This window comes from Vibrio sp. Isolate30, from assembly GCF_022397975.1.
Taxonomy (GTDB): domain Bacteria; phylum Pseudomonadota; class Gammaproteobacteria; order Enterobacterales; family Vibrionaceae; genus Vibrio; species Vibrio fortis.
The window spans coordinates 1,340,029-1,355,866 of the sequence record NZ_JAKEUS010000001.1 but is presented as its reverse complement, the minus strand read 5'-3'; the positions used below and the strand labels follow the sequence as shown (position 1 = coordinate 1,355,866).

General features: G+C 44.7%; 15 protein-coding genes. 12 read left to right on the top strand and 3 right to left on the bottom strand.

Going from position 1 to position 15,838, the window contains the following annotated elements:
- Window positions 1–15: 15 nt before the first annotated feature.
- The gene (locus L1D60_RS05885; protein WP_239840170.1) at window positions 16–1,305 is read left to right on the top strand and encodes an ATP-binding protein; all 1,290 of its coding nucleotides are present in this window, start codon (window positions 16–18) and stop codon (window positions 1,303–1,305) included.
- 78 nt (window positions 1,306–1,383) lie between these two features.
- Window positions 1,384–1,914, top strand: a complete 531-nt coding sequence (locus tag L1D60_RS05880) for an RNA-binding S4 domain-containing protein (RefSeq protein WP_239840169.1) — start codon at window positions 1,384–1,386, stop codon at window positions 1,912–1,914.
- 26 nt (window positions 1,915–1,940) lie between these two features.
- Here the strand turns inward: L1D60_RS05880 and L1D60_RS05875 are convergent, their stop codons facing one another.
- A complete protein-coding gene (locus tag L1D60_RS05875) occupies window positions 1,941–2,192 on the bottom strand; it encodes a hypothetical protein (RefSeq protein ID WP_239840168.1) in 252 nt (83 codons plus the stop codon).
- A gap of 198 nt (window positions 2,193–2,390) precedes the next feature.
- The gene (locus tag L1D60_RS05870; RefSeq protein WP_239840167.1) at window positions 2,391–4,394 is read right to left on the bottom strand and encodes a methyl-accepting chemotaxis protein; all 2,004 of its coding nucleotides are present in this window, start codon (window positions 4,392–4,394) and stop codon (window positions 2,391–2,393) included.
- A gap of 535 nt (window positions 4,395–4,929) precedes the next feature.
- Here L1D60_RS05870 and L1D60_RS05865 point away from each other — a divergent pair.
- The 7 genes from L1D60_RS05865 to L1D60_RS05835 all read left to right on the top strand — a co-directional run bounded on the left by L1D60_RS05865 (window position 4,930) and on the right by L1D60_RS05835 (window position 11,634).
- Entirely contained in the window at window positions 4,930–5,970 is a 1,041-nt protein-coding gene (locus tag L1D60_RS05865) for a PstS family phosphate ABC transporter substrate-binding protein (RefSeq protein ID WP_239840166.1), read from the top strand.
- A gap of 63 nt (window positions 5,971–6,033) precedes the next feature.
- Entirely contained in the window at window positions 6,034–7,413 is a 1,380-nt protein-coding gene (pstC, locus tag L1D60_RS05860) for a phosphate ABC transporter permease subunit PstC (RefSeq protein ID WP_239840165.1), read from the top strand.
- Window positions 7,406–8,707: a phosphate ABC transporter permease PstA gene (pstA, locus tag L1D60_RS05855; RefSeq protein ID WP_239840164.1), complete on the top strand. Its 1,302-nt coding sequence runs from the start codon at window positions 7,406–7,408 to the stop codon at window positions 8,705–8,707. The genes pstC and pstA overlap by 8 nt, the downstream gene beginning before the upstream one ends.
- Window positions 8,708–8,846: 139 nt before the next feature.
- Window positions 8,847–9,599, top strand: a complete 753-nt coding sequence (gene pstB / locus L1D60_RS05850) for a phosphate ABC transporter ATP-binding protein PstB (protein ID WP_239840471.1) — start codon at window positions 8,847–8,849, stop codon at window positions 9,597–9,599.
- Complete coding sequence (locus L1D60_RS05845) at window positions 9,583–10,035, top strand: hypothetical protein (protein ID WP_239840163.1); 453 nt, start codon at window positions 9,583–9,585, stop codon at window positions 10,033–10,035. The genes pstB and L1D60_RS05845 overlap by 17 nt, the downstream gene beginning before the upstream one ends.
- Before the next feature lie 173 nt (window positions 10,036–10,208).
- Complete coding sequence (locus L1D60_RS05840; protein WP_239840162.1) at window positions 10,209–10,388, top strand: hypothetical protein; 180 nt, start codon at window positions 10,209–10,211, stop codon at window positions 10,386–10,388.
- 241 nt (window positions 10,389–10,629) lie between these two features.
- Entirely contained in the window at window positions 10,630–11,634 is a 1,005-nt protein-coding gene (locus L1D60_RS05835; protein ID WP_239840161.1) for a S66 peptidase family protein, read from the top strand.
- A gap of 45 nt (window positions 11,635–11,679) precedes the next feature.
- Here the strand turns inward: L1D60_RS05835 and L1D60_RS05830 are convergent, their stop codons facing one another.
- On the bottom strand, window positions 11,680–12,561 hold the full coding sequence (locus L1D60_RS05830; protein WP_239840160.1) for a LysR family transcriptional regulator: 882 nt from the start codon (window positions 12,559–12,561) through the stop codon (window positions 11,680–11,682).
- A gap of 158 nt (window positions 12,562–12,719) precedes the next feature.
- Here L1D60_RS05830 and L1D60_RS05825 point away from each other — a divergent pair, with 158 nt between their 5' ends.
- The 3 genes from L1D60_RS05825 (at window position 12,720) to L1D60_RS05815 (ending at window position 15,761) form a co-directional block, all read left to right on the top strand.
- Complete coding sequence (locus L1D60_RS05825; protein WP_239840159.1) at window positions 12,720–13,118, top strand: RidA family protein; 399 nt, start codon at window positions 12,720–12,722, stop codon at window positions 13,116–13,118.
- Window positions 13,119–13,217: 99 nt separating this feature from the next.
- On the top strand, window positions 13,218–14,678 hold the full coding sequence (locus L1D60_RS05820) for an aldehyde dehydrogenase family protein (RefSeq protein WP_239840158.1): 1,461 nt from the start codon (window positions 13,218–13,220) through the stop codon (window positions 14,676–14,678).
- A gap of 87 nt (window positions 14,679–14,765) precedes the next feature.
- Window positions 14,766–15,761 (top strand): membrane dipeptidase, encoded by a 996-nt coding sequence (locus tag L1D60_RS05815; protein ID WP_239840157.1) that lies wholly within the window; start codon window positions 14,766–14,768, stop codon window positions 15,759–15,761.
- The last annotated feature ends 77 nt before the right edge of the window (window positions 15,762–15,838 follow it).

The window sequence follows — 15,838 nt, the reverse complement described above, 5'->3', positions numbered from 1 at the left end:
AGGCGACTTTTCTTAATGAGAAGAATCTATTTTGAATATTTGGTGGGGCTGACGCTAATCTTCCTCATCAGTATCTACTCGTATGCTTTTGTCGTCTATAAGTTAGGCACCGACTATGAATACATCCTACGTGATCATCAAGCAGAAGCGTACCAAGAGCTGATTAGCACGATTGCGACCGAAAAGGGAGTCATAGAAACCGAAACCATTTTGGCAAACTATGCAGATAAAACGCGTCAGAACCTGCGCATCGTTGAGTTTGAAGCTGCCCCTAAAATGGTTCAGAAAGCGTTTAGTAACTCCGATGTAAACGTGTATTACCATGAAGAAGATTTCCTTTGGATGCGGTTACCTGGGAGCCAAAAAGTGTACGAGTTATCGGACAACAAAGAGTCTTTCTTAAGGAAACAGATAAAGACAGAAAACCGATTTATTTGGGTATTTGCCATCACTGGCTTTGCATTGAGTGGTCTGTTTCTCGTTTGGCGAATCAAGCGCCGCTTAAAAAATTTAGAGTTGGTTACCGTTGCGTTTTCTAACGGTGAATTGATGCAGCGCGCTTCCGAGAAAAATAGCATTAAGCTCGGTACGCTTAACCGCAGTTTTAATGTGATGGCAGATAAGATTCGCGATCTAATCAACAGTAATAAATCTCTAACCAACGCCGTTGCCCATGAGCTGAGAACACCGATATTTCGTATTCAGTGGCAAGCGGAGCTATTGAGTGATTTAGACCCTACGGATAAGCAGTCGAAGGCAATCGCGCGCATTCTTGCTGATACCGAAGAGATGGAAGACATGGTCGATGAGCTGCTTTACTACTCGCGATTGGAGCGTGGAGGCTCTGAACTCCAGTTACAACCTGTCGATATGAATAACTGGCTGGATGAACGATGCGCGATATGGGAAAAAGAGACAACGCTAGATTTAGTCAAAGTCCCTCTTAAAGAATCCGTTCCATTGCACGTTGATCTCAAGCTGTTTAATCGTGCCGTAGACAATATCGTCCGTAATGCATTCAAGTTCGCTGATTCGAAGATTGTTATCGAACTGTGGTACAACGATGGGGAAGTGGTAGTTGAAGTGCATGATGACGGCAAAGGTGTCGAGTCCGAGCACTGGCCGTTTTTGTTTGATCCTTTCTACAGTGCTAACGCTGCAAGAAACAAAGGTAAGACAGGGCATGGACTTGGCCTCGCTATTGTCAAACAGGTGTGTGAACGTCATCAAGCTCATGTCACTGTTGGAGAGAGTTACCTTGATGGTGCTTGCTTTGCGCTCTCTTTCCCTCGCGTTGATGGGTAAATAGAAGATGGTTATTTTGTTGGTTTGCCATTACACTGCGCTGCATACGATAAAGAACATGTTTTAGGTAAGTTCATCATGGACCAAGAATACTACGAAGACGCTGATTACGATGAAGTGGATCAGTATGGCGAAGAAGGCGAAGAGATTGAGATTGAAGCGATTGGCGTTGATGTCTCATCACAACCTATCGAGCTATATAAAGTCTTTAAGATCGCTAACCTAGTTGGCGGCGGCGGTGAGGCGAAGCACGTGATCTCAGAAGGCTATGTCGCTGTAAATGGTGAGCTGGAAACTCGTAAGCGCCGCAAGATGTACGATGGTGATTTCTTCGAGTTTAACCAAGAGTACTACGTGGTTTGTTGTGATCAGCCTGTTCAAGAAGTGGTTGAGAAACCAAAGAAAAAAGAAGAGCCTAAGCAACAGAATAAGTCTAAACGTTCTTCTAAGCAGAAAAATAAGAGTGCTAATCAAAGCCAAAACTTGAGTGCTTCTGCTGAACCACGCAAGCAGAAGAACAAGTCTGCTAATAAGCCTAAAGCTCAAAACGAGAAGCCAAAGCCGCAACGTGATGAGAAGAGTGGTCGTAACTCGATCGACTTCTTCTAATTAAGTTTTGGGTAAAACTACTTAAGTTAGATCCTCCCTTTTTCAGATGTGAGGCTTGAAATCATCGCCTCACGTCTGATATCCAATATCTCATCAATCAGCTTCTGTTTAGCATTCAAGCCAAAGTGGTTGGAATAGTTGTTGATTTGATTCACTTCCGAAGCCTGTAACTTATAAACCTGCTTTTTTAGGCGAGTTTTCGCTTCACTTTTGATCATTCCGCGTTGTTGAAGTAGTGCGATGATTTTATGGTCCAAAGGGTGCTTTGCCTGTGACATATCTTTTTCTATCAGAAGGTTAGTTAAATTTCGCTGGGTAATCTACAGGCGTAAGGTGACAGATATGTGAAGCTGTAGCTGCGTTTTTTTGACAAGTTTTAGAGTAGAAAAGAGCAGCTTAAAGCGGACTGTTTTGGGACAGCCCGCTTTATGCTGAATGCCTAACGATGCTTTGGTAGGGTGCGTTTAATATTCAGGCTAGCGAATCACAAATTGAGAAATTAACTCGCTCTGGCGGCTTGATAAGGCGTTGAGAGATTCGCTGTTGCGCGCTGACTCATTCACTTCCTCGGCAATACTGACGGCCTTTTTTGATACATAGGCGATATTGTTCATCACTTCTTGTGCCACCGTGCTTTGCTTAATCGATTCTTCGGCAATATGACGACTCATGTCGTTAATACTTGATAGCTTCTTAACCATAGAATCCAGTGACTGATTGCTTAGATTAGTTTGATTAACGGAGGCGGCGGCCTTTTCAAGGTTATTTTCAACCAGAGTGACTGCGCGTTCAGCTTGGGATTGTAGATTGCTAATCATGCCATCAATGTCATTGGCAGAGCTTTGAGTTCGGGTTGCGAGCGAGCGAACTTCATCGGCGACCACTGCAAAGCCGCGTCCTTGTTCACCTGCTCGAGCTGCTTCAATCGCGGCATTGAGTGCCAATAGATTGGTTTGTTCTGATATCGATTGAATGACAGTCAAGATATCACCGATTTGACGAGATTCATTAGAGAGCTGGTGGATAACGTCTGTCGCTTCGACTAACGAGCTTTGCAGTTGATTAACGAAGGTTAGGTTTTGCTGCATACTATCCATGTTGCTGTGTGCCAACACAGTGATCTTATCGACTTCGTCACTGGTCTCTTTTGCTGAGCTAGAAACGCTATCGATAGCGAGCTTCATCTCTGTAACAGATTGACGAATCGTGTCGGTCTGTTTTTGTTGCTTGGCAACGTCAATATTGGTCTTGTTGCTCAAAATATGGCTTTCGTTAGCCACATCGCTCAATGTGTCTGCAGATTGTTGAACTTGCGTGATGACGTCACTTAATTGAGTTGCTAACGCATTGATATTCATAGCGATGGCACCTAACTCAGATTGAAACCCTGTTTCAATACGATAGGTAAGGTCGCCAGATGTGAGCTTGTCGAGCGCCTCTACAATTTTTCGAAGTGGGCGCTTAATTGAGAATACAATCGTTGATGAAATCGCGAGTGCGATAAGGGTAGAAATCACCGCAAGTGAGGCGTTAAGAACAAGTGCTCGATTTGAATCTTGCTGTGCTTCATCTGCGGTTTTGCTTACCAATGCGCCTATGTCATTCCCCATCAGCTCAAAGCTGTTTATGGCACTGTCCATGTCGACAGCCAACTGGCGCAGAAGTTGGTCGCTGGTGGCGGTCAGCTTAATGTATGTCAGGTGCTGCTGAAGCACGCCTTGTGGTTGTTCAATCGCCCGGATAAGTTGGTTTAAATAGAAACTGATGCTCTCTTTACTTTCTGGCATCGAGAGCGGGACTCGCTTTGCTTTATCTTTAAACCTTTCAATATGAGCGATGAGCTCTTTCTTCACAGCCTCTGCGTCTTCAACATCTTCCATTGCGTAGATCTTCTGTAGATAACGGTCGGCACCTGTTCCTTGTGCGACTAGGTAGTTGAGGTTGCGGTTATTGGTGCGTTGTCGGTTAGCCTTCGCTACAGCTGCGAGGTCGCTGATGTCTTGCTCGAAGAATTTCCATTTCTCATCAAATTGATTGAGTTCTTGAGACGTCTTATGACGCGCACTCATGCGATGGTTCTTCGTTTTTATCTGTTGCTCGGCATTGATGAAAATACGCTGAGCAATGGTGTCTAGTTCCGCGATATGCGTTTGCAGTGCAGGGAAATGATTGAAGTCGTTAAAAAGCTCTTGATAGTTGTTTAAATAGCGTTGCTTTTCTTCATGAAATTCTTGTTCAAGCTTATTTCGATTGGCAACCGAATCTGTATTGGCGTGAACGAGAACGGCTCGGTTGAGATTTTGTAAGTTTTGACCCAATAAATTCGAACCTGCGAGCAGATTAGTCATCTTTACCGATGTTAGCTCTAATTGTTGTGCCATTTTACTCTGATTGAAATAAGCAAAAACACTGGTGGCGACCACGAAAGTAATAACGATACCAAAGCCAATGATGATTCGTTGAATAATGGATAGGTGCATTGAGACCTCAACAGTTATTTCCATTTAACTTGTGTTTGAATGTAGAGCGAATATAACCAGATGTATGGTTATTACTTACTCTCTTATGATTTTAGGAGGTTAGTTGATATATATGAAACTTTAATGAATAGGTGGGGTTGAACTAAATATCTCTATTCTGGCTATGTTTTGATGTTCGAGCTTTTGCTTCTATTGATGTAAAAGGGCGTACTATTGTGATTAGCGTTAATTGGAAGCGTACAGTCATGAAAATTCTTATTGTGAGATGATAACCTAATTTTAAATAGTTGTTTCTTGTATAACCTTCTTATATATCAATTAGTTAAAGTTTTGTGTATTCGATGGGTGTTTTCTGTGTGAATATAAAGCAGGGATTGTAGATGTGTAACTTATGATTAATTATTGTGCAATAAAATCGTCATACGCCTCTGTTTGAATTGTTGGAGTTCAAAACATAAATCGAACTGATTATTCAGCATCTTAATGATTACAGGTGTTTAACTCCATTAATTCATTTATCAACTTGGAGGTTGATGTGAAAATTAAAGCGCTTATTGCTACTACAACAGTTGCTCTAACTATGGCTACAGGTGGCGTTGCTAATGCTGCTTCACGCGACTACATTAATATTGTTGGTTCATCAACTGTATTTCCATTCGCGACTGTTGTTGCAGAGCGATTTGGCCGTACATCTTCTTTTTCCGTTCCTAAAATTGAATCAACAGGTTCAGGCGGCGGCTTAAAGCTATTTTGTGCGGGTATCGGTGAAAATACACCAGATATCACAAATGCTTCTCGTAAAATTAAAGCTTCGGAAGTTGAATTGTGTGCCAAAAATGGTGTTAAAGATATCGTTGAAATTAAAATTGGCTTTGACGGTATCGTTCTAGCAAATTCAAAAAAAGCTGAGCAATTTGAATTGTCTCTGCAAGACGTTTACAAAGGCGTGGCGAAGATGGTGCCGGACGCAAATGGTAATCTTGTAGAAAACCCATACAAAACCTGGAAAGAAGTGAACCCAACACTTCCAAACATTAAGATTGAAGTGCTTGGTCCTCCACCAACATCAGGCACACGTGATGCTTTTGCAGAGCTTGCTCTAGAGGGCGGTTGTAAAACTTTCCCACAAATTAAAGCGCTTAAGAAGACAGACAAAAAGAAATACAAAGCGGTATGTCACTCAGTGCGTGAAGATGGTGCTTACATTGAAGCGGGCGAAAACGATAACTTAATCGTTCAGAAATTGGCTTCTAACCCGAATGCACTGGGCGTATTTGGTTACTCTTTCCTAGAAGAGAACGCTGACAAGGTTCAACCTTCAATCGTAAATGGCGTAGAGCCAACATTTGATGCGATTGGCTCTGGTGAATACCCAGTCTCTCGTTCACTGTACTTCTACGTGAAAGAAGCTCACAAAGATACAATCCCAGGTCTAAAAGAGTACGTTGCGGCATTTACTTCTGAACAAGCAATTGGTGATGAAGGCTATCTAGCTGACCGCGGTCTAATTCCTCTATCTGCAAGAGATTGGAAATTGGTTCGCGCAGCCGGCACAGAGCTAACACCAAACCTATAATTCTTGTCGAATTCACGGGGTGCCTAGCCAATAGGTTACCCCGTTTTCATTTTCAGAGGCCCTATGAATTCTTTGCTTGTGATCTTGTTGTTTGGTATCCCAATGTTCGCTTATGTGGCGACCAGAAGTCGTTCTAAGCAACTGGCTCATTCCAACGGTGGATTAAGATACCTTCACTCTAGACCCTCTTACTACGCAACATTAGCAGCCATGCTATCAGCCATCCCTGCGTTGATCATTTTTGCAGTTTGGAGCGTCTTTTATCCCTCCATCGTTGAGTCGATGGTGATGTCAAATCTACCAAGCAGTGTTCTTGCTGGAGGGACTGAACCATCGCTACTGTTTAGCCAGATAAAGCACGTGGCAGACGGGATTACGGATACCGACAAAAGTTGGCTAATCGAAGCCTCTCGTTACTACATCTATATAACGGAGTCGGGCAATAATCTTCGGTTCGCTACATTGATCGCTATTTCATTTGCTGGCTTAGCCGTGGGCTTGAAGTTAGTACGACCAAAAGTCAAAGCGCGTGTTTATGTCGAAAACATCCTGCAGGTGTTTTTAATTATCTGCTCGGTCATCGCGATTTTGACCACGCTAGGGATTGTACTTTCAGTACTGTTCGAGGCGATTCGTTTTTTCAATATTGTACCGGTGACGGATTTTATTTTCGGCTTAGAGTGGTCGCCACAAGTCGCTTTGCGTGAAGACCAGCAAGGTGCGAGTGGCGCGTTTGGTTTTATCCCGCTGTTTGTTGGCACGCTGATGATTTCTGCTATTGCAATGTGTATTGCAGCGCCAGTCGGATTGATGAGCGCAATTTATCTTGCAGAGTACGCCTCACCAAAAGTACGAAACGTAGTTAAGCCAGTTCTTGAGGTACTCGCGGGTATTCCAACGGTTGTTTATGGCTTCTTCGCTGCGTTGGTTGTCGCACCAATGATTCGTGATACGGCACACGCTGTCGGATTGACTTCAGCATCGTCTGAGAGTGCATTAGCTGCGGGCTTAATCATGGGCATTATGATCATTCCATTTGTCTCTTCTTTGTCTGACGACGTAATCACCGCTGTGCCTCAATCCCTACGTGATGGCTCTTTAAGTTTAGGCGCGACCGAGTCTGAAACCATTAAAAACGTGGTACTCCCAGCAGCACTCCCGGGCATTGTGGGTGGTTTGTTATTGGCTGTTTCGCGTGCGATTGGTGAAACCATGATCGTCGTGATGGCTGCGGGTTTGTCTGCCAACCTCACTGCAAATCCACTTGAGTCGGTGACCACGATTACCGTCCAAATTGTCACGTTACTAGTAGGTGACCAAGAGTTCGATAGCCCGAAAACACTAGCGGCATTTGCATTGGGGCTGTCTCTGTTTGTGGTAACGCTTGTGCTGAACTTTGTCGCACTACGCATCGTTAAGAAATATCGAGAGCAATATGACTAGTGTTTTAAATCAAATATCAAAAACTAAGAAAGCCAAGGTTAAGGCGAGCTTAGCAAAACGGAAGTCCAAAGAAGGGCGCTTTCGTTGGTACGGAATTGTATCTATCAGTTCTGCAATCTTGTTCCTCGTAATATTGATTGCTTCGATTACCTCTCAGGGATACACCGCTTTTTATACCACAGAGATAAAACTGCAGGTCAGTTTAGACCATGACACGCTGGGGCTCATCAATGAATCGCCCGATAAAACGGAGCTGTTTAGCGCTAACTATATGAAAGCTCTGCGCAATGCGATTAGAGAAGAGATTGAAGTCAATGGTCGAAAAGAGCGCAAAGCGTTGTACTCCTTCATTTCAAGAGGTGCGGAATACGATCTTCGTGACTTGGTGGTCGAAAATCCTTCACTAGTAGGCAGCGAAATCACCTACTGGGCATTAGCGGGTGACTTGTTTAATCAATACAACAAGGGGAATGTGGATTCATCGATTCCAGAAGATTCCCGTAAGTTTAAAGACAATCAAATCGCTTGGTTTGAGCAACTTAATGACCAAGGCAGAGTGAGAACGGTGTTTAACGAAAACTTCTTCAGTAACGGGGATAGCCGTGATGCCGAATTGGCCGGTATCTGGGGTGCTATGGTTGGGTCGTTTTACACCTTGCTTGTCTGTTTCTGTATCAGTTTTCCTATTGGGGTAGCAGCAGCGACTTACTTAGAAGAGTTCGCACCTAAGAACAAGATCACCGATATGATCGAGATTAACATCAACAACCTTGCAGCAGTGCCATCGATCGTGTTCGGTTTGCTTGGTTTGGCGATTTTCTTAAATGTTGCGGAACTGCCTCGATCAGCGCCGATAGTCGGGGGCTTGGTATTGTCGCTGATGACACTGCCTACCATCATCATCTCTAGCCGTGCAGCCATAAAAGCCGTGCCGCCGTCGATCAAGGATGCGGCGCTTGGAGTAGGGGCGTCTAAGATGCAATCGGTGACACACCACGTTTTGCCTTTGGCGATGCCGGGGATGTTGACGGGCACGATCATAGGCATGGCACAGGCGCTTGGTGAGACAGCACCTCTGATTATGATTGGTATGGTGGCCTTCATTGTTGATGTTCCGCAGGGACCATTCGATGCCGCGAGTGCCTTACCTGTTCAAATCTATTTGTGGGCTGAAAACCCAGAGAAAGGTTTTGCGGAGAACACTTCTGGCGCAATCATGGTTTTACTTTTCTTCTTAGCTTTTATGAATTCATGCGCGGTACTACTGCGTAAACGTTTAGAACGCCGTTGGTAGGAGTGCTTCTCAAATGACTGAAAATATTCAAACTTTATCTGGCCAACTGCAAGTTGAAGTCCAAGCAGCAAATTCGGTTCATCATCGTATCGATGAATCGAGAGAGACGGTAGGTCTACCATTCATCGACCAAGCGCGTATGTCAGCGCGCAATGTGGATGTGTTTTACGATCATGGTCAAAAGCAAGCGATCAAAAATGTCAGCTTAGACATCGGCGAGCGTGAAGTCTTATCTATGATTGGTCCGTCTGGGTGTGGTAAATCCACCTTTCTTCGTTGCCTAAATCGCATGAATGATACGGTTGATGGTTGTGTGATTAATGGCAGTATCACCTTAGACAATCAAGATATCTATGGCAAAGAGCAAGAGATCGTAGAGTTACGTTCTCAAGTGGGCATGGTTTTCCAAAGACCCAATCCATTCCCTAAATCCATCTACGACAACATTGTCTACGGCCCTCGCTTACACGGTTTGGTTGAGAAGAAATCGGACATGGACTTAGTGGTAGAGGAGTCGTTAACCAAAGCGGGTTTATGGGATGAGGTTAAAGACCGGCTGGATCAGCCAGCAACGGGGCTCTCTGGTGGTCAGCAGCAGCGTCTGTGCATTGCGCGTACGATTGCAATTAGCCCAGAAGTCATTTTGATGGATGAGCCTTGTTCAGCGCTCGACCCAATTGCGACTGAAGTCATTGAAGCCTTGATACATGATCTCAAAAAACAGTTCAGTATTGTTATTGTCACGCACTCTATGCAGCAGGCATTGCGCGTGTCTGACCGAACTGCTTATTTTCATTTGGGTGATTTGATTGAAGTGAATGAGACCAAGGAAGTGTTTCATAACCCACAACACCGTTTGACTAGGGACTATATCAGTGGCCGCTTTGGGTAATACGATTGGACGCAGCGATAAACTGGATGGCAGAGTAAAACGCTCTGCCTTATCTGGTCGCACAACCGCACCTCTAAAACGCAAACGGATCTTTGTGTTAGGAGATACCAGCAATGACCTTGCACTGTTTGCAGCGCAGCAGCTCGATATCAAATGCTATGGGCACTTTGATATCGTCTGTTACTCCATCCCCACGTCTGCGGTTGGAGAGAGGGCTAGCTTGCAGACTTTTGGTAGTCTTGAAAAGCTAGAGGGTGATTTTAGTGCTGGACACTACGATCTTTTAATCACGGTGAGCTTAAATGCAATCCAAAGGGTTTCACCGATGCCGACTTACGACAAGCTACTGTTTTGGGATGTGGAGAAAACAGAAGATGAGTACGACGCGGTTATTGAAAACGTCAACTTCTTTATGTCGCGCTACATGTACGGATAAGTGAGTTATTTCTGTGACTTAGCGCTGCTACGTTGTTATTTATGACTTTCAAGTTGTAATGAATTGTAGAGCCGGATCATGTATATACAGTGAATATACGATTCACATTGGCTCTCTGCTGTAGTGTGTCTTAGAATCGAAATAATCAAATCGAGTATCTAAGGTGCGCAGTGATGGCCACTAAAAAGAACAAAGCGAACGCAAAAGATAGCCAGTTGATCATTAGAATTAATAGTGAGTTAAAAGATAACTTTATTTCACTGTGTGACGATATGGATACCTCTGCTGCACGCGAGATTCGACAATTCATCAAACGTTTTGTGGCTGAACATGAGGCTGAAAACGGCAAGTAGCAAGAGATAAGTAAGATGAGTCAATGTCAGTTCATCTGTTTCAGGCGTAGCGCTTGATCTATAGCTACCTTATTCTTGTGATTAATCTCCAATTCAGACGTTTTTTACGTTCTATTCTTTATCTGTTTCCTTGAGTTTACATTTCACACGTTAAACTGAATTTCGTTTATATGTTGAAATCTTATCTATATTTCAATAGCTTAGTGTTTGGCTATTAAATAAAAAGAATAAGGAAATCGTTATGTTGCTACCAAAACCCCTTAAGCGAGGCGATAAGATCGCTTTTTTCTCTCCTTCATCTCCGGCGACGGTGTTTGCCCCGAAACGTTTTGAAAGAGCAAAACAGTTTCTTGAAAGTAAGGGGTTTGAGTTAGTGGCGGGGCAGTTGACGGGTAAATCGGATGGCTACCGTTCTGGGTCAATTCAAGAGCGAGCTAATGAGTTAAATGCGCTGATTCGAGATCCAAGCATACGCTGCATTATGTCTACGATTGGTGGCAACAACAGTAACGCACTGCTCCCTTATATAGATTACGATGCGTTGAAAAACGATCCAAAGGTGATCATTGGTTATTCCGATGTCACGGCTCTGCTACTTGGTATTCACGCCAAAACAGGTATTCCAACATTTTACGGTCCTGCGCTGGTTGCATCATTCGGTGAATTTGCGCCACTGGTTGAGGAAACCTTCGCGTCTTTCCATGAGATCTTATGCCAAGACCTTGAACAACATACTTACCAAATGCCTGCCGTGTGGACAGACTTTCGTGCTGAATGGGAAACTCAAGACAAAGCCAAACCGGTTTATCAGAACGAATGGCAATACTTGGGTTCTGGTGTGGTGAAAGGTCGTATTATTGGCGGCAACCTAAATACCATGGGTGCGATTTGGGGCAGTGAATACATGCCTGAAATAAAACAAGGCGATATCTTGTTGGTAGAAGATTGCATGTTAGGAATTGAAACGGTAGAGCGCTCTTTCTCACTACTTAAAGCGTGTGGCATCTTTGATCGAGTGTCTGCGATTGTTCTTGGTAAACACGAGTTATTTAATGACAGAGGGACAGGTAGAGCACCACTGGATGTTCTACTTGAAGTGTTAAATGGTCAAGAAGTGCCGATCTTATCAGGCTTTGATTGCTGCCACACTCACCCAATGTTCACGCTACCATTAGGCTCGGATTGCACCATAGATTTCGATCAGCACTCTATCTCGATTTCGGGCGATTGGCTGAATCGTGATTAGCCAGTAAACCTTGTTAAACGAAAAACCAACGTAACCAATGAACCGTTATTGGTTAATCTTCAAATACTGCACGCACAGGTCATGAAAGGCCTGTGCTTGCGGTGAGATAGTCCTATCTGAGAGCCTGAATATACCAATTTGACGCTTTAACGGCGGGTCAATTAATGGAATCCAGGTCAAACGGGTTTCGTTAGTTGGAAAAGCTAGCTTCGGTAGCGTTGTCACTCCGATACCAAGCTCCAATACAGAGAATAGAGAGGTGATGTTCTCGACAGAATAGAGTGCTTGTTCACTGAGTGTTCGAGCAGGAGTCGGGTCGAGCAGCGTGCATGTTCCATTTCTTATAAAGGGTTGCTGTAGCAAGGTTTGCCACTCTATCCCTTCTGGCTGATTAGCGATTGGGTTGTCTTTCAAGCACACCACACCAATGGGATCAGAGATCAAAGGGGTGAAGTCAATAGTATCTTCATCAAGGCTTGAACTATTGCCGAGTGCAACATCCACTTCTCCCGATAACAGCCTTGCTTCTACACCTGCTGCGTTATCATCAATCAAACTCACTTCTACATTCGGGTACTGCTCACAAAAGGCACCCAGAACACTCGGGATCAACTTCGCTGCGACAGAGGGAACACTGGCAATTCTAACTCTTCCTTGCTGGCCGGCTGCTGCGGCTCTCAAGTCATTATCCAGTGCTTTATAGACGTTTAAGAATTGAACGATTTTGGGTAAGCAAATTTCTCCAAATGGCGTCAGGGTTGATTTGTTTCCTGTTTCAAACAACGGCTGACCAAGTATCTTTTCCAACTCTTTAATTGAAGTCGATAGTGCTGCTTGAGAGCGGTTAGCGCGGTTCGCTGCGGCTCTAAAACCGCCTTCCTCTACCACAAAAACGAAATGTTTTAGCTGCTGCAGTTTGATACTCATCCGTTTGAATTCCTCTCAATCCCTTATTTCACCTTACTTTGTGCATGGTGATAAGTTTTATTTATCAAATGCACGAAATTTACCGTTAGATTTATCAGGCGTCAAGGTGCAATATTTAACCATCTTGAAACAAAGTTGTTACAAAGTTGGATTAAAACGTGAACACACAGACTAAAAAGCAGCCAGTAAAAACGGAACTATTCGCCTCTAAAGCGCCATTAGAGTGGGCAATTGTTAGCAACGGTACTCTTTATACCGCTCAAATCCCAATTGATGACACCGGAGCGGTGGTTGAAGGTGGGATTGAAGCTCAAACGCGACAAACTTTTAACAATCTAAAACACACATTGGAGTGCGCAGGTGAGTCATTGGACTCAGTTCTGCAGGTACTCATCTACGTGACTGACCGCGAATACCTCAAAACCGTTAACGCTGTTTATGCAGAGTACTTTGAGGCGCCTTATCCAAACCGCGCAGCAATGGTTGTAGCAGGGCTCGCAAGAGAAGAGATGCTGGTGGAATTTGTGGTGTATGCGTCGGCTTCGCAACAAGCGTAAAGCGCGATTGCTGAACAAGTAAACTGAACAAAACTTAATTTCGAATCAATACAGGGCGACCAGACTCAACAGTCGCTGAGACGTGACAAGGATAGAATGATGACTCAACTAAACAATGTTCAAGCGGAAAATGCACTCTATATTGGTGGTGAATGGCAGGCGGGCGTCAGTACGGTTGCTAACATTAACCCTTCTGATATTTCAGAAAACCTAGGTGATTTCGCGCAAGCAAGCTCAGAGCAAGTACAGCAGGCTATCTCTGCTGCAAAACACGCTCAACCTGAGTGGGAAAAAACGCCTATTGAGCGCAAGCAAGCGGTTCTTCAGGCGATTGGTGACGAGCTGATTGCACGTTGTGATGAGCTAGGGACGCTACTCTCTCGTGAAGAGGGTAAACCTTTTGCTGAAGGCCGTGGTGAAATCTATCGTGCCGGTCAATTCTTCCAGTACTTCGCGGCTGAAGTACTTCGTCAAATTGGTGATAACGCTGCTTCCGTTCGTCCAGGAGTCTCCGTTGAAGTGACTCGTGAAGCTGTAGGCGTTATCGCCATTATCTCTCCTTGGAATTTCCCAACTGCGACTGCGGCTTGGAAAATCGCGCCAGCATTGGCGTTTGGTAATAGCGTTATTTGGAAGCCTGCGAACTTAACACCGGCAAGCGCTGTTGCGTTAACGGAAATCATTCATCGCCAAGGTATTCCAGCAGGAACGTTCAACCTTGTTCTAGGTAGCGGCTCAACCGTAGGCGATGCACTGATTCATTCCAAAGATGTCAATGGCGTGAGCTTCACGGGTTCAGTTGATACGGGTCGTAAAGTTGCTGCGGCGACAGCGCCAAACTTCGTACGTTGCCAGTTAGAAATGGGCTCAAAGAATGCGTTGGTTATTGCTGATGATGCCGATATCCAAACCGCGGTTGAAGCAACAATTGCTGGTTCGTTCTCTGGCGCTGGTCAGAAGTGTACGGCTTCGTCTCGTTTGGTAGTAATGGATAGCATCCACGATCAATACGTTGAAGCGCTAATTAAACGCATGAGCGAACTCAAAGTAGGGCATGCACTGCAAGATGGCATCTTCATGGGGCCAGTGGTTGACGGTAAGCAGCTGGAAGCGAACTTCGATTGGATTGAGAAGGCTCGTCAAAGTGGTGCAGAGCTTGCGTTTGGTGGTGAGCGCCTGAACTTAGAACATGAAGGCTACTACATGTCACCAACGCTTTTCTTGAACACTCAAAATAGCTGGGAAGTGAACCAAGAAGAAGTGTTTGCTCCGATGGCTAGTGTCATTCGCGTGGCTGATTTAGAAGAAGCGATCGCGACGACCAATGACACACGCTTTGGCTTAACTGGCGGCATTATCACTCAAAGCTTACGCACTAGCGCAATGTTCAAAGAACAAGCACAAACCGGGTGTGTAATGGTGAATCTTCCAACCGCGGGGACGGATTACCACGTGCCATTTGGTGGACGTAAAGAGTCTAGCTTTGGTCCTCGTGAACAAGGCCAATACGCGAAAGAGTTCTATACCGTGGTTAAAACTGCCTACCAGCGTCCTTACTAACACCTTTGTCACTGAACAAGGATCAAGCCCGAGTGTAGCTCGGGCTGAATCAAACGTTCGATTTTGAGTTATTCAACAGGAGTGGTTATGTACCAGCAACGAATAGTTATCGATGGATTACAGTACTGCAATTGGGATCGCGAATATTTTCAAACATTGAAAGCCAGCGGCATTACGGCAGTACACGCAACGATTGTCTATCACGAAAATGCACGTGAAACTCTGACTCGCTTTGCTGAATGGAACCTAAGGTTTGAGCAAAACACGGACCTTATAATGCCAATCCACTCAATGGCAGATGTCGAAAAAGCCAAACAGCTAGGCAAAGTGGGCGTCTTCATGGGTGCACAAAACTGCTCTCCAATTGATGATGAGATTGGTTTGATCGAAGTGATGCGTCAGCAAGGGCTTTTGATCATGCAGCTGACTTACAACAACCAAAGCCTTTTAGCGACAGGTTGTTATGAGCAGCACGATACGGGTGTTACTCGCTTTGGTAAGCAAGCGATAGAAGAGATGAACCGGGTCGGCATGATCATCGACATGTCGCACAGTGCAGAACGTTCAACACTTGAAGCGATTGACCTCTCTTCACGTCCAATCTGTATTAGCCATGCTAACCCAACCTTTGCGCATGATGCATTGCGAAACAAATCTAATGAGGTGATCAAAGCGCTAACCGCACGTGGTGGCTTGATTGGCTTCAGTTTATACCCATTCCATCTGCCAAACGGCAGCCAATGTACCCTTGAAGACTTTTGCCAGATGGTTGCAAAAACAGCAGATATGGTCGGCGTTGAGCACCTAGGCATTGGTAGCGATTTGTGCCTGAACCAACCTCAATCGGTATTGGAGTGGATGCGTAATGGTCGCTGGTCTAAAGCGATGGATTATGGAGAAGGGTCAGCGAGCAACTCAGGATGGCCAGATGCACTGCCATGGTTCTGTGGAAGTGCTGGCATGGAAAATATTTATAACGGTTTGATAAGCCACGGCTTCAGTGAAGCAGAGGCTGGAAAAATACTAGGTGAAAACTGGTTTAACTTTTTACAAGACGGCTTAGAGCCACTTGCTAAAAGGTAGGACGAAACAAAAGGAAACCTTATACCAGATAGACCTAAACATGGACTAGCCTGCCCAAGACAACAATAACAGGGCAG